General features: G+C 41.9%; 17 protein-coding genes and 1 pseudogene. 5 read left to right on the top strand and 13 right to left on the bottom strand.

What is annotated here, in order from left to right; genetic code table 11:
- Positions 1-54 precede the first annotated feature (54 nt).
- Entirely contained in the window at positions 55-975 is a 921-nt protein-coding gene (locus ACU01J_RS15730) for an IS5 family transposase (protein WP_481085133.1), read from the bottom strand.
- Positions 976-1,052: 77 nt separating this feature from the next.
- Positions 1,053-1,208: pseudogene (locus ACU01J_RS15725) on the bottom strand (glycosyl transferase); the annotation flags it as partial.
- A 426-nt stretch (positions 1,209-1,634) separates the two neighbouring features.
- On the opposite strand from ACU01J_RS15725, the gene rplY reads away from it, so the two are divergent.
- Positions 1,635-1,913 carry a 50S ribosomal protein L25 gene (gene rplY / locus ACU01J_RS15720; protein ID WP_126573717.1) on the top strand — a complete coding sequence of 93 codons (279 nt, stop codon included), beginning with the start codon at positions 1,635-1,637 and terminating at the stop codon, positions 1,911-1,913.
- Between the two features lie 436 nt (positions 1,914-2,349).
- The gene (locus ACU01J_RS15715) at positions 2,350-2,487 is read left to right on the top strand and encodes a hypothetical protein (protein WP_481086567.1); all 138 of its coding nucleotides are present in this window, start codon (positions 2,350-2,352) and stop codon (positions 2,485-2,487) included.
- Between the two features lie 577 nt (positions 2,488-3,064).
- Here the strand turns inward: ACU01J_RS15715 and ACU01J_RS15710 are convergent.
- The 8 genes from ACU01J_RS15710 to ACU01J_RS15675 all read right to left on the bottom strand — a co-directional run bounded on the left by ACU01J_RS15710 (position 3,065) and on the right by ACU01J_RS15675 (position 11,307).
- Positions 3,065-3,793 carry an AraC family transcriptional regulator gene (locus ACU01J_RS15710; RefSeq protein WP_481086566.1) on the bottom strand — a complete coding sequence of 243 codons (729 nt, stop codon included), beginning with the start codon at positions 3,791-3,793 and terminating at the stop codon, positions 3,065-3,067.
- A gap of 118 nt (positions 3,794-3,911) precedes the next feature.
- Positions 3,912-4,388, bottom strand: coding sequence for a hypothetical protein (locus ACU01J_RS15705; RefSeq protein WP_481086565.1), 477 nt, complete (start codon positions 4,386-4,388; stop codon positions 3,912-3,914).
- Between the two features lie 118 nt (positions 4,389-4,506).
- A complete protein-coding gene (locus ACU01J_RS15700) occupies positions 4,507-5,868 on the bottom strand; it encodes an MFS transporter (protein ID WP_481086564.1) in 1,362 nt (453 codons plus the stop codon).
- 10 nt (positions 5,869-5,878) lie between these two features.
- Positions 5,879-6,796, bottom strand: a complete 918-nt coding sequence (locus ACU01J_RS15695) for a diiron oxygenase (RefSeq protein ID WP_481086563.1) — start codon at positions 6,794-6,796, stop codon at positions 5,879-5,881.
- A 39-nt stretch (positions 6,797-6,835) separates the two neighbouring features.
- Positions 6,836-7,738, bottom strand: a complete 903-nt coding sequence (locus tag ACU01J_RS15690) for a TauD/TfdA family dioxygenase (RefSeq protein WP_481086562.1) — start codon at positions 7,736-7,738, stop codon at positions 6,836-6,838.
- Positions 7,735-9,285 (bottom strand): AMP-binding protein, encoded by a 1,551-nt coding sequence (locus tag ACU01J_RS15685; protein ID WP_481086561.1) that lies wholly within the window; start codon positions 9,283-9,285, stop codon positions 7,735-7,737. Before ACU01J_RS15685 ends, ACU01J_RS15690 begins: the two co-directional genes overlap by 4 nt.
- Entirely contained in the window at positions 9,282-9,971 is a 690-nt protein-coding gene (locus tag ACU01J_RS15680; protein ID WP_481086560.1) for a thermostable hemolysin, read from the bottom strand. Before ACU01J_RS15680 ends, ACU01J_RS15685 begins: the two co-directional genes overlap by 4 nt.
- Positions 9,972-10,443: 472 nt before the next feature.
- Positions 10,444-11,307 carry a phage integrase N-terminal domain-containing protein gene (locus tag ACU01J_RS15675; protein WP_481086559.1) on the bottom strand — a complete coding sequence of 288 codons (864 nt, stop codon included), beginning with the start codon at positions 11,305-11,307 and terminating at the stop codon, positions 10,444-10,446.
- Positions 11,308-12,058: 751 nt separating this feature from the next.
- Here ACU01J_RS15675 and ACU01J_RS15670 point away from each other — a divergent pair.
- Positions 12,059-12,745, top strand: coding sequence for an HNH endonuclease (locus ACU01J_RS15670; protein WP_481086558.1), 687 nt, complete (start codon positions 12,059-12,061; stop codon positions 12,743-12,745).
- 108 nt (positions 12,746-12,853) lie between these two features.
- Here ACU01J_RS15670 and ACU01J_RS15665 read toward each other — a convergent pair whose 3' ends face one another.
- From ACU01J_RS15665 to ACU01J_RS15655, 3 genes are all read right to left on the bottom strand, one after another.
- Positions 12,854-14,110: a site-specific integrase gene (locus tag ACU01J_RS15665; RefSeq protein WP_481086557.1), complete on the bottom strand. Its 1,257-nt coding sequence runs from the start codon at positions 14,108-14,110 to the stop codon at positions 12,854-12,856.
- An 852-nt stretch (positions 14,111-14,962) separates the two neighbouring features.
- The gene (locus tag ACU01J_RS15660) at positions 14,963-16,333 is read right to left on the bottom strand and encodes an L-serine ammonia-lyase (RefSeq protein WP_481086556.1); all 1,371 of its coding nucleotides are present in this window, start codon (positions 16,331-16,333) and stop codon (positions 14,963-14,965) included.
- Between the two features lie 11 nt (positions 16,334-16,344).
- Complete coding sequence (locus ACU01J_RS15655) at positions 16,345-17,886, bottom strand: sodium:solute symporter family protein (RefSeq protein WP_481086555.1); 1,542 nt, start codon at positions 17,884-17,886, stop codon at positions 16,345-16,347.
- 338 nt (positions 17,887-18,224) lie between these two features.
- On the opposite strand from ACU01J_RS15655, the gene ACU01J_RS15650 reads away from it, so the two are divergent.
- On the top strand, positions 18,225-19,523 hold the full coding sequence (locus tag ACU01J_RS15650) for an MFS transporter (protein ID WP_481086554.1): 1,299 nt from the start codon (positions 18,225-18,227) through the stop codon (positions 19,521-19,523).
- Between the two features lie 99 nt (positions 19,524-19,622).
- Complete coding sequence (locus ACU01J_RS15645; RefSeq protein ID WP_481086553.1) at positions 19,623-20,639, top strand: nuclear transport factor 2 family protein; 1,017 nt, start codon at positions 19,623-19,625, stop codon at positions 20,637-20,639.
- Positions 20,640-20,715 lie beyond the last annotated feature (76 nt).

Genomic DNA, 20,715 nt, shown 5'->3' with positions numbered 1-20,715 from the left:
GGCTTTGTTGCGTAATTCGGACAGAAAAACAAACCGCCCGAAATTGTGCAATTCTTAAACAACAAACTGAGTTTCAGGCATACCAAGCCCTGTAAGCTTGTTCAGCGCTTTAATCATGGCGTAGGTTTCGCCAACCTGAGCATTGTAGTTTCGCAGGCTTAACCTCCCACCTAGCAACTGCTTCACTCGATACATGGCTGTTTCTGATAGTGAACGTTTGTGATAACCATACCGCTTTTTCCACTTCTTGTTGGAGCCGTAGAGCTTTTGGCAACCCACTGCTAAATTGCGAGGATGTCCTTGTTCCCAGAAGGCTGCCCCTTCTCTTGGTGGGATAAGCGGAATAGCTCGCTTAATCCGTATGGCATCATGGCAGTTCCTTGTGTCGTAAGCACCATCTCCAGATATCTCGATGATTTGTCGACGTGTTTGCTTGAGCAAATTAGGAAGGACTTCTGAATCAGTGACATTAGATAAACTCAGTTCTGCTGCTACTATCTCGTGAGTACTGGTGTCGACTGCTAAATGCAGCTTTCTCCAGACTCTACGCTTCCCGTCAGTACCGTGCTTCTTGACCTTCCATTCACCTTCGCCATAAACCTTGAGACCAGTGGCATCAATGGCCAGATGCTGTATCGCACCTCTGGTTTTAGTTTTAAATGAAACCTCAACCTGCTGGGCTCGACGGCTTATACAGGTGTAATGCGGACAAACAAGCGGTATGTTAGCCAGCTTAAATACTGAGTCTAGAAAACCTTGCAGCGCTCTCAATGGCATAGAGAAAACGCGTTTTACCATCAGTGCGGTAGTAATGGCTAGGTCGCTGAATCGACGAGGCCTGCCGCGCTTACTCTGTTTGCTTTGCTTCCACTCGCGTATGGCTTCCTCATCAATCCAGAAAGTGAGTGAACCACGGTTGATTAGGGCTTTGTTGTACTGTTTCCAGTTAGTTGTTTTGTAACGAGGTTTCGGCATAAGGCTACGATGATTAACTGATGTAGCCGATCAGATCGTAACTTCCTGATTTAGTTCCATCGAATTACGCAACAAAGCCTTACGTACCCACAGTCTTCACATAGAACAATCTCTTCATCGAAGTCTTTAAGCTTTGCGTGCACTCGTTTGCTTGAAAAAATACACACGCCAACCAACACCAACTGAGTAACAAACAAGCCCAGGTTAAACAAACCGTAAACCAGTTTATGTACAGTCAGCTCTGGTAATGATGCTTCTTAGGCTGCGACCGATTATTTTCTCTTCGTTTAATGTGATAACAACAATACTTACTGGGCCCATAATATGCTCCTTATAATCTTGAATAGACAGGTTTGGTTAACTTGGTATTCAGATTACAAGGCGCTTACTTTACCCGTCTTGAGGGGTTTGTTCAGATCTGGTCCAATTACTCAATTTTTTCAGCATCAGAAGAGTTGAATCAAAGTTAACCGATTGATTCTATTTGTCCTTAAAATAGGGGCTAATAGGCGATTATCTATTGCTAGAACGGGGATTGAGTGATAGTATCCGCGCTCGCTTACAGAGTTACTACCAATTTCTCTTGAGCGTTTACCACACATAACAAGGTCGCATTGTTAGTGTGAATATGAATTTCTTAAATTTTTGAGAGTAATACTATGAAATTTGAAGCAGTAGTACGTACTGAACTAGGTAAAGGTGCGAGCCGCCGCCTACGTCACGCTGGTAAATTCCCTGCAGTTGTATACGGCGGTGAAGAAGCAGCAGTTTCTATCGTTCTTAACCACGATGACGTTATGAACCAAATGGACAAGCCAGAATTCTACGAAGCAATCACTCTAGTGATCGACGGCGCAGAAGTTAAAGTTAAGCCACAAGACGTTCAACGTCACGCGTTCAAGCCAAAAGTTGAGCACATGGACTTCATCCGCATCTAATTCCCTACCAGGAATTAATTCGGATTAAATCCAGCCTTTTGCATATAAGATAATCGGCCTTACCATCCGAGAAGTCTAAAAATTCGAAACCCCGATGCTACCAACATCGGGGTTTCACCGTTTTTGAGCCCTCAAAAACGCTCTCAATTCTCTTCAACTTACTGAAACTTCGCCACTTTACCTGAGCCCACAATAACCATATCATTTTTGGGTGGATTAAGTGTGGACGAATAGTGGACTTATACAGTAGTTTCTCTCTCAACTATCTTAGACCCATTTTCACCACGACTCAAATCACTGCCCACCTCCCCTACTTTATTCTATGACTCTAGAACATATCTGAAAGTGCCCTCAAAGAGCCTCTAAACGGTTTCCGAGTAAATCCTACATCAGTGTTATACTTTCTATCAAATCGCTTACTGATGAGACTACAGAAATGGATAAAAAGACTTTTACCGAGCAAGAGCTACTCGAAGGATTAGATGCTTATACTGCACATACAGATGAGTTGGCGGAACTGGTTAAGGCAGAGGTGGATTTGGATAAAGCCGAAGAAGATTGCAGCCACGACTAAAGTGATCATTCGCAGCTGCTTATCTTTAAATTGACCTGAGGGACTAACTCATTTTTGGACAAAACTTTGTCAGCGACTTTACTAAATTAGTAACTTACAAATTACTTTAAGTAAGGGAAATGTGAGTTCATTTTGTCGGCTATATAAAGTTCCGTAGTTGTAACACAAGCAGGAAGGTTATTGCTTACCTGCTTAATGTTAAAGCTATTCTCTGGAGTTCATTTCTAAAATGAGTGCTTCTATGAGTTGTTTGGCTGTTAAATTTCTAGTAAAAGAGGTTCCTTGCCCAGACCAACCAGACCAATAGGTGGTATAGTCACTACACTACTAACTTATTCTTAAAATAAGCATTATAAATCATGTAATTATAATGAATTAGTGTATTCAAACTCATGAATGCGGAGAAGAGCCAAAAAAATAAGTCATTTAATAGCAGAAAGTGTGTCCTGATTCTTTGAGCTAGAAAGGTTTGGGGAAAAAACATTTTAGCAATGGCGGCGTACACATCGCTCGCCGCCATTTTAGTATGATACTTTAACAGTATGAATCATTATTACTCTTCCACATGATCTGGAATTTAGGAGCTTAACAGGATTTTTCTCATGCTCCTTGGAGATGAATTAAACTCTTTTTGAAACCAATGGCTGAATGAATCACCAGAGGCAAAACCTAACTTTATCGACAACTCTTCGTTAGTTAAGCCATCTCTTAAACCAGACAATGCTTTGCTGTGTTTCAGTCGGTTAATCCAGCATTTATATGACAACCCAGTTTCTTTGATAAATAGTCTGGATAAGGTACGCTCAGATGCGCCAACTTTCCTAGCCCACTCACTTAGGCTTACTTTTTCCGAAGGATTCCTTATCGCACTTTGGGTTATACGTACAAGCCTCCTATCTTCCGGCAGAGGGAGTATGTTATTACTCGGAACCGCCTGTATCAGTTCCTCCAGCAAAATGCTTAATAAGTTGTTAGCTTTACTTGATTCGACATCGCTGAATGCAAACTTGTCGATAATGCCAATAGCTAATTTACTTGCATCAACTAACATGATTTTCTCTGGCCAGGAGGCAGCAATCTCAGGAGGAATATACATGGCGATTAGATTGGCAGTGTATTTGCACTCAGCGTGGTGAGAAACATTGGGCGGGATCCAAACTAACATTCCTTTTTGAATGAGCCATTGGTTTTGTTCTGCTTGACCTCTACAAACACCTTGCTTCATATATATCAATTGTCCATTTTCATGTTTATGAATTGGTTCAATCATCACTTTGTCAATATGACGCTCGACTGTAAAAAGCATTCTGAAATATTCCCTGCCCAGTTAGTACTATCAAAAGGTAGATACTTTCTTTATACACGAACATATTGATTTGGCAATATTATCAAAATGTTTGGCATAAGGTACTTCCACTTATCAGTTACATAAACAATTGGATCCCTAACAAGTTCAATTTAAGTTGGCTGTGAAAAAACATGGTTATAAAAATGAGTGAAGTACATATCATCTGAGTCATCACTGCTTTGTGTAAACGCTGTGTCTCTGATAACCAAAGAACATCATCCGGATTGAGAGACGTTAATGCATCGTTAGCAGGGTCACGCCATTTTTTTTCAGCGATTGAATCGATGATGAATATGGCAACACTTAGTACAAACCAGATCTGGAACATACGGTGCCAGTCTTGTAAATAAAACATCACAATGCCACTTAACATCACGATCCAGCCAGCTATGTTGTAGTAGCGGTCTGTAAACGCCAGTCCTTTTAACAATAGAGTTTTATTTGAAGCTGTTGCGTTTCTTAACTTATAAGACATCCAAGGAGCGACTAGCAGTGATCCAGTCGCACCAACAGCTCCAATTGCATGTACCATTTTGAACAGGTCATAACTCATTTCTAATCTACCTTTTCATCGTTGTTTTAGAATAAATTATCATTGCTTGGTCGTGTCCAGAACGTTCATAACTGACGCAAAGCAGAACAAACCGGACAACGATGGAAATTTTAAAAGCTTATTTGTAAGACTTGGGTAAAGCGAAAGAGAATAACGAACCAAAAAATATGACAGCAGCTAATATGTAGAAACTTACTTCGTACCCACCATGCTGACTAAGCTGAATCGTAGTGAAAAGACTGATCCCAATAGCAGAACCGAGGTTTCGTAAGAACTGTACTGTAGAGGTCCAACTGCTTAGTTGTTCTTTGGGAGCAGAATTTTGCACGTAAACTAGCGTGCTGGTGGAAACAAACCCCATACCCAGGCCAATGAAAGCAAGGCACCCTGAGATAAGAATTACATTTTCCGAATTGATAGCTGGGATCATCCCAATAGTGCCTGCAAATAGCAGTAACATTCCAATGAGAGCCAGCGACTTAAACCCAAATTTGGCAAGTTTGCTTCCACAAATTGCGGCACCAAATACCCAGCCTAATGCAGCCGTAGTTATTAGCGCACTTAATGACACTGTTGAATGGCCGAGTTGAGCAAGTGTGATCGGGATTATTGTGACAGCTGAATATAGGGTCGCGCTTGACACTAAAACCATTACAACGGTGGATACCAAAGATTTATGTTTGAAAAAGGGCGCGGGAATAGGACTAGCCTTTGCATTCTTTAGTACTCGACCTATCAGTACGATGGAGGCACCTAGTAACAACAAAGTAAGTACATAATTGTTTAGCCATTCTATATGGTTTTCACTCACCAGCATCATCACAGCAAAACACATGATGGCAAAGGATATTTGAGCCAGGAAGTCGATTCTGGTTTGGCTTTGTTTATTACCGATTTCCAAGATTTTAACTTGAAGTAGCATTACCAAAGCAATCAAACCGATAGGTACGTTTATAAGGAATATCGATTTCCAACCAAACATGGATGAAAGAAGCCCACCAAGGATTGGCCCAAGTATTGCAGATATACCCCATACTCCACTTAACATGCCTTGCATTTTTGCCCGTTCGTCAACAGAAAACACTGCTGCAAGTAAGGCGTAACACAACACAATAATTGAGCCCGCACCAACACCTTGAATAACTCGTGAAAATATTAGCATTTGCATAGTAGTCGCGTTCGCCGCAAATATAGATGCAACGATAAACACTAATATGCTGGCAACCAGTGTGGGTTTGATTCCAAATTTGTCTCCAATAGCGCCAATAAAAGGTGCAATAAGCGCAACCGGTAACAAAAACCCAGACATTATCCAGGGGTACAAAGACAGTTGACCTAAAGAAGTACTAATCTCAGGCAAGACAGTACTTACAATGGTTCCATCAACTGCAGCCATAAAGAGCGAGAGAACGATAGCAAATGTGGCTACCGAGTTTTTATTGGAGTTTAATTGTACTTCCTGATTAATTTCAGTTTGCATAAAGACCCCCTTAACCGAAAACATGTATTTTTTTCGATTTGGAGAATCCTTTAACGATCTCCGCAGTATTATCATCGATGTGTTCATCAATATTCTTGATGTATTCACCAGATTGGATGATCTCTCGAAATCGGAGTGTCACGTCTAACTGTTTTTTTGCTGCTAGGTTGTTTTCTGTGTAATCGAGGTCAAATTCAGATTTGATAACATCTTGGGTCGTTAGAGCTAGTTGTGTGTTTAGTTCCTCTTGGATGTTGATAATTTCATGCATTCGTTTACGTTCACTTGAAGTAAGTGATGGAATAATGTGCTCAAATACAAAATGGTCAAACTCTATATGACGGGCTTCATCCAGACCATGAAAATGCAGTAATTGAGTAAGAAACATTTTTTGCATTGGATCGAGCACTTTCATTCGACGCTCAAACACCGTGATAATGGACTCGCCAACGTAAGCTGTTGAACAAAGAGCAGCGAGTTTTACAAGCGGGTTCTCATTGCCTTCATAAAGTTCCAGTCTCTCTTTGGCGTAGTTTTGTCTCAGCTTTATATCTCTACTAGATAGGTGCCTTACATATTGATAGAAGCTATTTGAATGCTGCACCTCTTCTGAGGCAAAACATGAGACAGAATGGAATAAACCAGTATTGGTGATTAGGTCAGTACTCTCTTGTTGGATCTCACATAAAACACGGCTCATTACGGATGCAACATGCATTTCAATTTCAGCTAGTTGAGCTAGTTCTTTATACAGATAAGCTACTGCTTTTTCTTGTTGGCCATCTTCACCTACAAGACTACGAGATAGAAATTCTAGTTCTTTATCTGAACCGGCATTTTCCCATTCCATACGATTTGGGTGCAGGTAATTGATATGGGAATACTTGTTAATATCAAAAACGTGATGTGATAATTGTTCTGAATTCATGGGTTAATTCCAGTTGTTAGGTCTGACTTTTATATTTAATTAGATGTATGAAAGAGCATTGAAGATAAGGCGTTCAGTATCTTCTATTTCTCTACGTCCATGCATAACACGTGTGTTGTCTATAAGCAGAATGTCACCTTGCTCCCAGTCAATGTTGACAGTTAGTTCTTCACAGAGGCTTTCCATGCGTTCTAGCTGATGACTTGGGATAGATTCACCATTAACGTAGGTGATTACAGGCGGTGCATAATGATTTGATGGACCAAAAATACTGTTCGCAAAATTATTGGTTAATGCTGGGTTTATATTGCTACTTCTTACCGGTTTGGTTTTAAAGATGTATTCGATTGACCCATCTTCTCGCAAAGTAATTTCAGAAGAATCACTGTCATTAACGAGCTGCTTTAAATCGTCAACTTTTATATCGTCAATAGAGTCAATGTGTTGACCTCTTGCAATACTGGCATGTAGGGCATAACGCTTCCATTTGGATTCACTGACAATACGTGAGTATTTGATTTCACGCTGGAAAGCTCCCTTTAGTTCATCATCCATTCTGTTATAAACGGCTTGTCCATCACATACTGTTGTTTGAGATCCCTGTCGTGGAGCAACACTACAGTAGAACCAACATAAATCTGGCCAGAAAGGGCTATTACCGTTTTCACAATGCAGTCCAACCTTGTCAGTGCCTGCATCTACCTTTTGAGCGGCTTCACCATCAAAACTCCTAGCGGGATCCAAACTTAAAGATGAACTTAATGATTTAACCAAGTCAGTAAATTTTTCGATATTGTGTGAAAATCCTCTAAAAAGTACATAGCCTTTATCTGCGAGCATTTCTAAGATGTATCCAGGGTCAACGTCTGAAAGAGCTGTATCTAGATGTGCTTGTAAAACTAATCCGGATTCAATTGTGTGATTTGTACTTGTAATATTCATGCTGTAAACCCTGCATTCTCTATAAATTTGATGACATGTTCTCTACGAGGACGGCCCGTAACTGTAAATAATTCGGCCATTACCTCTTTAGTGCGTTTGATTAGAATAGGCGTTCTTATGTGCTCAATTTGGTTAAGGTTTTTATTAGCAAATTGATAGATTATCCATTCCAGGTAGCCAAGATCTGGTTCACCTTCGTAAATAAAGAGTCCTTGAAGAAATTCCTTGTTATCACCGAAAACAATAACGTCAGTGACAAAGGGTAGAGTTCGATAGCCTGATTCGAGCCATTCAGGTGATACATTGCGGCCATTAGACATGATAATCATCGATTTCTTTCTACCAATGATACTGATGTAACCTTGATTATCTGTAGTTGCTATATCGCCGGTATGAAGCCATCCCTCTGAATCTAAGTTGCAACAACTTGGGTCACTGGTATTAGAGTAACCAGCAAATAAGGAACTACTTTTAATACAGAGTTCGCCATCATCTGCCACTTTAGTCTGAACATGAGAAAGAGGTTTTCCGACAGTTCCGATTTTATTTCCATCACGATAGTTCCAGCTTACGACCGACGAATTTTCACTAAGGCCATAACCTTGATACACATTAATACCAAGAGTTTGAAGTCGCTTTAGTACTTCTACTGACACTGGTGCGCCGCCAGCTGCAATTAATGGTTGTTTATCACGACCAAAAAGTGAATAGATACGGTTTTGCGCACAAGTAATGGTTTCTGCTTTGTCTGCGATGGCTTCCACTAGTGCAGGTGAAAGAGTAAGAGCCGTCGGTTTTGATTTCGCAATTAAATCCAATCTTTGTTTTGCTGTGACGGATGGATCGCCTAAAGGTGGCATTGACGTTGGAGGTTGAATTATGGCGCCACCAGTAGTCAGAGGCATGTAGATAGCTGTAACCTGCTCAATAAGTAAACTTAACGGTACTAAGTTTAAATATCGCAAATAATCGTCAGGGTAAGTTCGCTCTGCAAGTGATTCGATTAAATCATTAAGACCGTGACTACGGATGCAAACACCTTTGGGATTCGAAGTTGTGCCTGATGTATGGATAACTTTAATAATCTTATCGTCATCGATTTCCGGATAATCAAAGTATTTATATCTTGGAGTCAGCAATTGATTTGGTATTACAACATAGCGTTCACTTGGAAATTGGTAGTCAGCTTTTTCCCAAGTTTTAAGAGTCTCTAACCCAATTGGGTCAACTAGTAATAGGCTACATTTACTAAGTAAATTCGACGCTTGTTCAGTTGAGAAGGACAGGGGAACAGGAACTTCTATGACATTTTGATACATCAATGCGATGTCAGTAATGACCCATGAAGGTGTGTTTCCCATAACAACGCCGACATGCATACCATCTTGAATATCCTTCAATGCATTTTCTATGATATTCATTGAGCAGGTAAGTAAATCGCTGTAAGAGTAGGTTGACTCTTCTTTACCACTTTCATTTAATTCAACTATGGCTGGGTTTTTAGGGCCGCTATTTGCTATGTTAATGATTTTTCGAATTATATTCATTGTGCATGTTCCTCATGTTTGATGTCGAGGTTATGCAGTTGTCCTATTTCATCAGGAATAAGCTTTCCGCAATAGCGATTAAATAAATGGCCACAATTATCTAAAGAAATGAATACTAATTGAGGTGAATTATCATAATATGTTCCCCAATTATCACGTTCGGACTCACTGAGAACATCAGGTGTTGCATCACAAATATATTCAAATGGTATTTTGTAGTATTTAAATAAAGTTCGCAGTTGTTTGGTTGCCGTGCACAGGATCACTCTAAACCCAAGCGACCAAGAAAGAAGAGGTAAGATTTTAATTATTAGTGAAGCATATTTAGGACAATCAGAAGCAAGAGCGCCAATTTCAACTATTTCAGATCGTCTAATATTATCGTACCTATCGTTCAGTACGTCGTGTAGTGATTCACCCTTAAGATACCTTTCAGAAAAAAGAGCCTTATCATCTTTCCCCATAGACATGCCAGCACAGGCCATGATTTCAACGTTTTCCCCCTTTATTGTATAAACAAGAAGATCAGGTGAAGGCGACACATCTGCGTTATAGGTTTCGGAATAGATTTTTGATATATAGGTTAGAATCTCTGCATTATTTGCTTGCTTTGTTCTTATATTGACCTCAACGATTATATTTTTATTAAAATCTGTTGATGGTTCCATATAGGTATATTTTCTCACTAGCCAACCTCCGTTTTCTATTGAAAGCCTCCGTTTTTCATATTATTCATTATTCAAACTGATTTTATAACGTTAGAAACGGACAATTAACGGATCAGATAAGACATCTTGGATGGGTGAAAGTATCTAGCTGTTTGTAGTGGCCAATTTTAGTTGACCACATACGGGTACAGGAAAGAATAGGTATGAGAATCTTAGGCTGACCTGAATTTACTGGTCGGTGACATATTTGGGGGCTTACTGAGCACCACCAATTTACACTCAGCCATGAACAAAAGTACTGCGATTTCAGTGGCACGATCCGTCACTGAGTAATTACGTTAACACCGAAAGGGGCAAGAACAAGTTAGGAAAACTCGGACACACAGCTAAAAATGCTCTGACTTTGAACATTTTGCTCCTCCGAAAAACGACAAAAAGTGTTCTAACATAAAACACTTTTTAGATCGGTTATTGGGATCTAAGCTCTAATTCAACGGCCTAGATAAACCGCTGTCACTTCCTCTCGACTATGCCCTAACTCTTCGCTAATGATCATTCTGGCTTCATAGTCACGCTGTTTGTCTGCTCCACTCAACCCTTTCGTTGACGGGCCTCCCGCAGCAGGAGCACTATTACCCGTCAACTGAAGGTATCGCTGGTGCGCATACGCATGTCTCAGGCCATGTGCACTCTCTAAACCCATCTTGATACATGCTCGTTCGTATCTACCTTTGTGAGTTTTATACGTATCCTCTTTCGGTATAAGTGAGCCATCCCCCACCCACTTTTTAATCGAGTCGATGAGCTCACGCTGTGCTTGGGTTCTGATTGGTACGGTTCGGGGTCTACCGCCCTTCGTTTTCGTCAAAGCTAAGTAATCACCTTTATCTGAAAAGCGCAGTATTATCTTCATGCACTCTTCTCGGCGAAGACCAAAGGCGGCTTGTAATCTGAAACTTGCTTCTAAGTAGCGATTATTGAGCCTAGATAATTGCTCATCTGATATATGGCGGGACCGATTGATGTTTGTTACGTAGTGACGCTTTTCTATGCCGAGAGATGCGTTGTTAGCGGGTATTAAGCCAGGCTTACCAATTTTTTCTGATAGCCATCTTAGGTGAGACATTCGGTTTTTTATTGTACCAGCCGATAAGCCTTGCGATTGCCAATGAGTTAATAACTTTTCGGTATGTCGACGGCCAAAGTTCTTTAGCTCTAAGTTTCGTACATTGAGCTCTTTCAGTTGACTGTCCACCAGCTTGAGCACTTTCTTTCTCTCTGCTTGAGTGGCTTTCGAGCCGTCTGGGTTTCGGTGTAGTAATCGGGTAATTTGGAAATAGAAATTAGTAGCCATGTGCTAACCCTCTTCTTGTTCAATGAAAAATAAAGAGCCGTGTGTTGTCGGCTCTTTCTCTTGTCATTCGAAGGTTCTTATTTCACGGGTGCAGTAGTTAGGTATCAATGCGATTTCAGATTAGTGTTATTACTCCCGTTCATTTCGACAGAACGCCTATCACTTCAGTGAAGTAATTAGGTATTGGAGCGAGACTACTGCGCGGCAAAAATTCCGTACAATTGACTGACTGTAAGCCACGAGCAATTGCTTTAATTCCCAGAAGCCCGTCAGGCTGGTGAGATAAGAATGCGCTGGTAAATTAAGTGGTTTCTTCTACGAGTAATCTGTGCAGCGATGGCTGCGTATTTAATTCCATTTCATTGTGAGCGATGACTGCAATGCAATCAAATTTGATGACGCTCTCAGAGTCAGTTTTGATTCGGCGTCACGCGCTGATAATTCTGAGAATCGGCTCGGAAGGTAGTAATGGTGGGCGTTGTCCGTCCTGTCACTCCATGCTTGGAGTGACAGGACTAATGAACAAACTCCGTACTGAATCTGATAACAAAACCTTATACAGAGCATCATTCTAATTTTTCATTATGTGATATGATATGCACATTGATTGTTAGCGCGCGCTGTGGCGTATAACTTTCTAAATGTAAAGATTAAACCTACGAAGCGAGAGCTAACAATAGTTAGGTGTTTATTGGCGTCATTGCCTATCAATCATATTTTAAATAATGGGAAATCCTACATCGGTGGTTCTATGATTCAGTGGCAGCGTAAGAAGAGCAGCGGTGGTGAAAGACCTTTGTATAGCTTCGAAGAACTAAATTCTAATACTTTACGAGTTACCCGAGATTTTGAAGGGAGTACCTTCAAAAGAGATTTCTCTGTTGGGCATCGTTTTACAACATATAACGGGCTTCCAGTAGAGATGGTGAGTCTTAACCCCAATGGTGGAAGCTCTAAAACTGGCTACTATCTCATTGTTCGTGAAATCACTAAATCTGGGTTAGGCAAGAAGACCGATGTTAGTGCACAGAATCAGATAGATAAGCTCTATTTTAACCAAGATCCTGAAGCGGAAATTTCTTCACCTCATGAAGTTAAGGAAAAAAGCACTTACGTTGAAGGTGCGGTCAAACAAGTCCTAGTAAATCAATATGAGCGTGACCCAAAGGCTCGTGCTGAGTGTATTCGACACTATAAATGTGTGTGTAACATATGTAATTTTGACTTTGCCAAACACTATGGATCTTATGGCGAAGGTTTTATAGAGGTCCACCACATAAAACCTTTACATGAAATTAAATCTAGCTATGTGGTTGATCCAATAAACGACCTTATACCTGTATGCTCTAATTGCCATTCGATGCTTCACCGCGGGAAAGAGGCATTGTCCATCAGAGAGTTAAAAGCAATCTTTCACACTCAGAAAGACAACACTTAGTATCAAGTTTGAAGTGCGACAACAATTAGCAAAATTACACCGCCATTTTTCCTAGTCAACTCTTCAATATAATCTTTCTGATCTACTTAGATGAAGAGCGCTATTGCACTAACTCACTTTTGGCTGAACCTCAATCGCTGGAACCTGATTCCAGCGAATATCATTTTCTCTCGTGTATATCCTCGTTGTATCAGCATTAGCATGAGCCATCCGTTCAGTTGCGCTTATGCCCTGCTCTTCAATCATTCTGGCCGATAAACCTCGGATCTCGTGGTAGGTAGGTCGAAGAGATTTCTTGAGGTGATCGTATAGGCCCAAAGAGTCTCTTACCTTGCTGAACTCTTTGCTTATATTGTGGTGGTGAACCTGATAAAGATGATCCGTTTCCTTAGAGATACCTCGCTGCAACTGGCGAGGTTTTCTATGCACCACATACGGACAGTGCAACCTTGAGGTTTTGGACAGATCAACAATGTCTTTTATCGCCTGAGTGACAGGAATTGCTACCGCAGATGTCTCAGACTTTTGGACTTTCTGGCGATGGATATAAAGCGTGCCATAGATGGGTTGGCCGTCAATGTATTCCACCCTGCCCTCTAGATTCCACAAAATGCCGCATACGCCTTCTCTTGGCTTCTTGATTCGATAGCGCAAACGGTAGATTTCCCGCACAGCATGAGTCGTCTCTAAGGTTAAAGACATTGCGACTTTCAAGAACAGTGGTGCTGCTTCATAGATCTGGAGATAACTTTCGTAATCTAAGTTGTGACGCGCTTTGGTGTAATCCTCTTTGGATAAACGTCGCTGTTTCTTGTTAAGAACAAAGTTACTCTCTATCGCACTCTCATCAGCCAAATAGGAAAATATCTTTTTCAGATTGCTAATTTTTCCATTTAGCTGTCGATTATTGAGCTCAGCATAGTATTTGCCAATGTGCTCATTGATATGCTGTAACTTCAGTGATTTTGTTAAGCACTTACCCATGTGCTCTTCCAACCTTTCGCAGTCACGTTCTAAGTTTCTAAATACATCTTTTGAAAGCATCTCTTCGGCTTTTACACGGGCCAACACGATAGGAAGCCAATCTTTTAATGGCTTATTAAACTTATCTCTACGCCCTTTGGAGATAGCTCTTTGAAATTGGGTTGGCTCATTAAGATCGAAGTCTTGCGTCAACTCCGGCCTGTTCTGCATGTTATAAACATACGCCGCTTGAATCGCCTCTTGCTCAGTGGTGCCATTAGGGAAAAGTCGTTTAACACCTTCAACTGTTGTAAAGCGAAAACGAAGCTCTCCCCTGTGGCTCATTCGCACAAGAAATGCTGGGTAGTGAGCCGTTTCTTTACTTCTTGCTCGACCTACCATCACGACTCCAGAAATCTGACTAATTCTGAAATTCGATCGGCTGGGTTGCCTATATCCTCATCTATACAGACTAGGTATCGGCCCGTTGGGGTTCGAGTACCGCCCAACTTCCCAATTTTTATCCAATTAATGATCGTGGCGCTGCACATACCAGATCCTGGATAAAACTCCTCAATGTACTGACTCGGTCTTAAGTATCGGATTGCCATGTTCTTCTCCTCACATTTCAAATAATGAAAACTGCTTAAGAAAAACTATGCATGAAATTTTCGGTAAGATTTGTTTTGTGCGGCAATTGGCAACAAAAGCAAATGAAGAAGAGGTGCGTAAAGTGGTCGATGCCAGTCGCTATAGGGTGGACTTATACAGTAATAGCAAAATTACAAACGATTGATTTACAAGCCTTTACCAATTAGAGCATTTTCGCATTTAAGACGCCACTTTAAGATACGAAATGCTCTATAAAGTAATGAAAACATTTAAAATCAATACCCTACAATTGTTCTTACTACCAACATCGGGGTTTCACCGTTTTTGAGCCCTCAAAAACGCTCTCAATTCTCTTAGGCTCATTTTCACCACAACTTATTGCCCCTTTACTGAACATATCTGAAAGTGTCTTAAGAGCCTCTCGTCGTGTCCAAGTAAACCCCACATCAGTGTTACACTCCCGATTAAATCACTTATTAATGAGGCTACAGAATGGATAAGAAGATTTTTACTGAGAAAGAACTACTCTAAGGGTTAGATGCTTATACTGCGCATGCGATGAGTTGGCGGAGCTGGTTAAGGAAGATATGGAGGTACAGCTCACCCCACTATAATTTTACGATGTCAGAAAAGCATTACACCTTAATCACAAGGGGGAGACAGATGAATTAGAGCTAACCCCCCTAATGATGTTTCCCGATACTTCTTGTTCATGTCCTTGCCGGTTTGGTACATTGTTTCAATGACTTTATCTAAAGATATTAGACATTTACTATTGCGTTTGAGTGCCATACGAGAGGCGTTGATTGCTTTCATCGCTCCCATTGCGTTACGCTCGATACAAGGCACTTGTACCAAGCCACCGATTGGGTCACATGTCATACCTAATGAGTGCTCCATTGCAATCTCAGCAGCAATACAAATCTGTTCATTACTACCACCACGAAGTGCTGTCAGGCCTGCGGCTGCCATTGATGATGAAACCCCGACTTCACCCTGACACCCAACTTCGGCTCCTGAAATCGATGCATTAGTTTTGTATAGGATCCCAATAGCGCCTGACACGGCGAGGAAATTTTTCAATTGCTTGGTATCAAGTGGCTTAATAAAGCGGTGGTAGTACATCAATACTGCCGGAATGACACCTGCTGCACCATTAGTTGGCGAGGTAACGACCTGACCACCCGCAGCATTCTCCTCACTTACCGCAAAGGCAAACAGGTTAATCCAATCCATGATTTCCATCGGATCGTTCTCTACCGCTGTATTGGCTTCTAGCTTTTTCAGTAGGTTTGGGGCGCGACGAGTCACGTTCAAGCCACCTTCCAAAATCCCTTCAGTTTCGAAACCACGCTCCATACAACGGGTCATCACTCTCCAAATTTGGTCGGCTTGCTGATCGATGTCCTGCATATCTTGGAATGCTTGCTCATTACTAAGAATCATACCGCCAAGGCTCATGCCATGTTTCTCCGCCTGAGCCAACATTTCATCAGCACTTGCAAACGGATACTTTACTTCAACCGAAGTGGTAGCACTGCCATTTTGCAGCTCATCAGCAGTCGCAATAAATCCTCCACCAATCGAGTAGTATGTTTCGAACCCAAGCTGCTTACCTTGAGCATCAAATGCGGTGATCGTTATACCGTTCTCATGCAGTGGCAAGTTATCGCTATGAAAAAGCATGTCTGTCTGGTAGTTAAACTTGATCTCATGGCGACCATCAACAAATAACAAACCTTCATCAATGGCTTTGCGCATCGCTCGGTTCGCTGAAGCGATTTTAATTGTGTCTGGCTTATTGCCTAACAACCCTAGGATCGTCGCACGGTCAGTATGGTGACCAATGCCAGTCAGTGACAGAGAACCGAAGAGATCCACCTGAATACGTACAACTTTTTCCAGATTAGATTTAATCAAGCGAGTGAAATGTAAACCCGCAATCATAGGACCATTGGTATGGGAACTCGAAGGTCCGACACCAATCTTATAGATATCAAAGATAGACAGCATAAATTTACCCGTTACGACAGTGCAGCATAAAGCCAATCAGGTAAAACCGTACAAGCCGCAATGGTCGCAGCAGCGAACACCAACAACCCATAATGGCTAGCCGTTGGCTTAGCGAATAGATGTTTTTGCTTACTAATAAAGGTTTGCTGTTCCTCAGTAATGAAACCCCATCGATAACTGACGAGTATTCCAAAGACTAAGAATACGAAGGTTCCTATCGGCGCAAACCAAGGCCAAGATACATCCATATATCTCGCGATGAAAACAGCGACGACACTCGTGATGCTTCCTACTATCACACCTGCCTCGTTCGCCTTTGACCAAAACAAGCCAAGAACAAACGAACCTAATCTAATCCCGACGAATATCGAGGTCAGGCTAGCAATAGTCTTAAGTACAGATTCATTTGATACAGCGAACAGCGCTGGAATTACCACCATAGCCGCCGCGAGTAGACTCATTTTCCTTGAGACATTTTCATAATGTTTGTCGCTAGCATTTTTGCGAATAAAGCGTTGGTAGAGATCAAATGTCGCCACCGTAGCCATTGAGTTGTAAGTAGAGTCGAGGGTCGACATTGCAGCGGCAGCTAGTGCAGAGATGATCAAGCCAATAATCAACGGATTAGTATGGTTGAACACAAAGTCCAAAATCACTTCATTACTATTATCAAATGGCTGATCTTGGTAAAAAATACTTAATAGCACCCCTAACACCGCAAAGAACAGATAAATGAAAAACGCCCCGTAGCCACATAGCAGCATCGACTTTTGAGCGGTCTTTTCGCACTTAGTTGCAAGCGTTCTTTGGATAATCAGCTGGTTAGTACCGTAGACACTTAAGTGCAAAAAGCTCACGGCAACAACACCAGCCCAAAGAGTGGTATCCACACCTAAATCAAAATCTAGATTGATGATATTGAGATGCTCACGCGACAAATGCTCGGCGGTGTTAATGTCAGTTAGCAAACTGACAAAAATAGCGATACTGCCGGCTACCAATACCGCCGACTGCAGCATATCTGTCCAAATAACTGTCGAAATACCTCCTGCATAGGTATAGCAAGCAGTGAAAATGCTGATGTATATAATGGCTTCAGAGATGCTTATCGGCAGCACATGAACCAAAATTAGTGCCACAGCATAGAGGATGATACCCGCAGAAATACATTGAACTACAATAAACACGATCGAGTTAATCGTTCTAGCATATACGCCAAATCGATGCTCTAAATACTCGTAAATTGAGGTTAAGCCTAGCTTGTAGAAGACAGGGACGAAAAAAACGACCGTGAAAAAAATAACGATTGGATAATTGAGATGAACACTCATGGCTTCCATACCTGAGCTATATACCCAGCCAGGCATACCAACAAACGTCATCGCACTAATGTAAGTAGCCAATATCGAAACACCAGCGGTAAACCAACCAAACTGTTTCCCACCAGTGGAGAAATCCCCGCCAACACTGTAGCGCTTATTCACTAAATAACTAATGAGTATGGTAATTGCTATATAGCTAGCGATGACAAGCAAACTTGAGTACGTAACCATTTTTAAATTTCCGATATTTTATGGAAGCCATAATCTGGGCTTGATGCTACTAAAAACTGGCTTTCCGTATCCAAAATATCGTAGTAGCTGTGATAATTGTCACTAATATAGATGATTTCATCGCCAAAAACGCCAAAATGCCACTATAGCGAGATCCAGATCACCAAAAACACCAAAATGGGTACGCATTCATTTTAAAGTTGATTTTGATCACGGATCATTAGCGAGGAATAAAATTATCATTACCAGCGAAAAGACACGAGATTAGATCAAATCAAGATCCAAAACATTTAGTCTTTATACACTTAAAATCCAATATAAATAGAGGTTTATCGGTCATGACTGCGAAAAGACACATGAGCGAAGTTCCTATGATTCAAAGAGTAGCTGCGTATCTAGCGATACTGGTCGGATACTTTTTCTATTGTTATAACTTTGTAATTATTGACTACGTACGCCCATACATTGTTGAAGCGTATGATGGTATTAGCTTGTCGGACACTGCCCAATTTTACACCTGGCAATCACTAGGTGCCCTTATCGGTGCTCTTTCTTGTGCTTGGTTTGCTACCAAATTCGGTAAAAAGAATACACTCATCGCCATTACTGCCTTAAATGGCGGTGCAACCATCATCAACATGATGTTCTCTGACTATGCAACATGGGCTGCGATGCGATTCATCGTAGGTATCTCATTAGGTGGTTACTTCACTGTCGCGGTCAGTCTGATGATCGGTCTATTTAAGCCAACCGTTCGCGGCAAGCTAACCGCTTTCGCCTCATCAATGTTCTCGTTAGCGCTAATGGCTATGGGTGCTTACGCAGCCTTTATTTCAAGTATTGATGCACCATGGCAGAGCCTAATGTGGGTGGGTGGTGTGCCGCCTCTTGCTGCTGCAGCAATTATGATCTTCATTCTTCCAAGTGACAAAAAAGTGATCGCTTACGGTGAAGAAGAGCAGCAACAAGCCAATGAGTCGTCAACTGAAGAAGTTAAAACCGGTTCTTGGGGCGAAATGCTAAGCAAGCCGTACCGCATGATCACCATTACTTGTTTGCTACTTGCTGGCCTTAACTTTTACGGTTATCAGTTCTTCTCAGGATTTGTTACTACTTACTTAAAAGAAGTCCGCCAATTTGATGGTGCCACTATCGGTCTGATCTTTTCTATCTCTGCATTCGGCTCGCTATTCGGTGCTTGGGTCTGGGGTGCAATCGCAGATAAATTCGGCCGTAAAGTCAACGCATTCGGCTTTATCCTTGCGGGTATCATGGTTTCAATCTTCTTTGTTGCACCAAGTGACGTGATGATCGGCAGCCTAAACATGCTGGCTCTACTTGGCCTTATCTACAACTTTGGCCTATCAGCTTCTGCGGTATGGGGCGGTTACTTCTCAGAGCTATTCCCTCCACACCTACGTAGCTTCGGTGCCGCGCTATTCCACGGTGGTCGTATTATCGGCATGTTCGCTCCAATGGTACTTATTTTCATTCAAGAGCGTACCGACCTGCAAACCGCAATGTGGGGTTCACCGATTGTCTGGATCGTGGCTGGCCTACTATGGCTATCTCTACCAGAAACACTGAAAGGCGGCGTGTTCGACAAGAACAAGAAAGCGCAATCAGCGACTGCTTAATTAATCCAGTTTAGCCGACTGAACCGTCAGTCGGCGATACAAAACAACTTCGAGTCCTGTTCCAAACTTGCTGACTCGGCAACTTAAAGAGAGTTTATTATGTCTAAATATCAAGAAGCTAAGCGTATTGTTCGCAACTATTTCGACGCTATGGAAAACGCGACTCACGAGAGCGTAGCAGAAGTTCTTAAATTGCATACATCTGAAGATTACCTATGGCGTGGTGTTTATCCATTCCGTGAACAAGAAGGCGCTCAAGCAGCTGCTGACGTGTTCTGGTCTCCTCTAATGAAATCAATGACACGTATGCAGCGTCGTCAAGACATCTTCATCGGTGGCGAAAACGAAGTGACTTCTGGCGAGATTTGGGTAATGAGCATGGGCCACTTCATGGGTCTATTTGACGCTGAATACCTAGGTATGCGCCCAACAGGCAAAATCATGAACATCCGTTACGCAGAGTTTAACTGTGTTGAAAACGGCAAGATCACCAAAACTGGCCTATTCCTAGATTTACTAGGTGCGATGGATCAAGCGGGTTGTTACCCACTTCCGCCGTCAACAGGTAAGCACTTCGTCTACCCTGGTCCTCGTAACCACGACGGCCTACTTTTCGAAGACGCAGCACCAGAAGAAGGTGTAGCAACTCTAGCACTTGTCAACAAGATGGTTGATGATCTATCTGCACTCAACGACAGCGGCGCAATGGGTTGCCCACCAGAAGTACTAGAGAAGAGCTGGTCTAAAGACATGATCTGGTACGGCCCATGTGGTATCGGTGCATCTTACACTATTCCTCGCTACCAGCAGCAGCACCAATTGCCGTTCCGTAACAACCTAAAAGACAAGAAGTTTAACGGCCACGTATGTCGTTTCGCAGAAGGTAACTTCTCTTGTTTCTTCGGTTGGCCAAACCTATCTAACACGCCAATTGGTGGTTTCCTAGGTATGACAGGTGGTGAAGTACGTGCAGACATGCAAGTCGTTGACGTTTACTACCGTGACGGCGACAAGCTATCAGAGAACTGGGTACTGATCGACCTTCCTTACTGGCTAAAACAGCAAGGTCTAGACGTGTTCGAACGCACATCAAGCATTCTAAACCCATCGCTATAAGAGTTCCGAAAGGCGGGCCGTCAACCCGCCTCAATATCGCTTAGATCTCCCTTTCAGTTTAAGCGATTTGCTCCCA

It is taken from the genome of Vibrio sp. 2433-A1, assembly GCF_056726085.1.
Note: the sequence above shows the minus strand (reverse complement) of the source record. Positions and strands in the feature narration are given on the sequence as shown.

Bases quoted from the DNA above. Each gene is read 5' to 3' on its own strand.
- ACU01J_RS15705 (WP_481086565.1), bottom strand. From the start codon at position 4,388: ATGAGTTATGACCTGTTCAAAATGGTACATGCAATTGGAGCTGTTGGT.
- ACU01J_RS15690 (WP_481086562.1), bottom strand. From the start codon at position 7,738: ATGAATATTACAAGTACAAATCACACAATTGAATCCGGATTAGTTTTA.
- ACU01J_RS15730 (WP_481085133.1), bottom strand. From the start codon at position 975: ATGCCGAAACCTCGTTACAAAACAACTAACTGGAAACAGTACAACAAA.
- ACU01J_RS15695 (WP_481086563.1), bottom strand. From the start codon at position 6,796: ATGAATTCAGAACAATTATCACATCACGTTTTTGATATTAACAAGTAT.
- ACU01J_RS15665 (WP_481086557.1), bottom strand. From the start codon at position 14,110: ATGGTAGGTCGAGCAAGAAGTAAAGAAACGGCTCACTACCCAGCATTT.
- ACU01J_RS15710 (WP_481086566.1), bottom strand. From the start codon at position 3,793: ATGCTTTTTACAGTCGAGCGTCATATTGACAAAGTGATGATTGAACCA.
- ACU01J_RS15685 (WP_481086561.1), bottom strand. From the start codon at position 9,285: ATGAATATAATTCGAAAAATCATTAACATAGCAAATAGCGGCCCTAAA.
- ACU01J_RS15645 (WP_481086553.1), top strand. From the start codon at position 19,623: ATGTCTAAATATCAAGAAGCTAAGCGTATTGTTCGCAACTATTTCGAC.
- ACU01J_RS15715 (WP_481086567.1), top strand. From the start codon at position 2,350: ATGGATAAAAAGACTTTTACCGAGCAAGAGCTACTCGAAGGATTAGAT.
- ACU01J_RS15650 (WP_481086554.1), top strand. From the start codon at position 18,225: ATGACTGCGAAAAGACACATGAGCGAAGTTCCTATGATTCAAAGAGTA.
- rplY (WP_126573717.1), top strand. From the start codon at position 1,635: ATGAAATTTGAAGCAGTAGTACGTACTGAACTAGGTAAAGGTGCGAGC.
- ACU01J_RS15675 (WP_481086559.1), bottom strand. From the start codon at position 11,307: ATGGCTACTAATTTCTATTTCCAAATTACCCGATTACTACACCGAAAC.
- ACU01J_RS15660 (WP_481086556.1), bottom strand. From the start codon at position 16,333: ATGCTGTCTATCTTTGATATCTATAAGATTGGTGTCGGACCTTCGAGT.
- ACU01J_RS15670 (WP_481086558.1), top strand. From the start codon at position 12,059: ATGATTCAGTGGCAGCGTAAGAAGAGCAGCGGTGGTGAAAGACCTTTG.
- ACU01J_RS15655 (WP_481086555.1), bottom strand. From the start codon at position 17,886: ATGGTTACGTACTCAAGTTTGCTTGTCATCGCTAGCTATATAGCAATT.
- ACU01J_RS15700 (WP_481086564.1), bottom strand. From the start codon at position 5,868: ATGCAAACTGAAATTAATCAGGAAGTACAATTAAACTCCAATAAAAAC.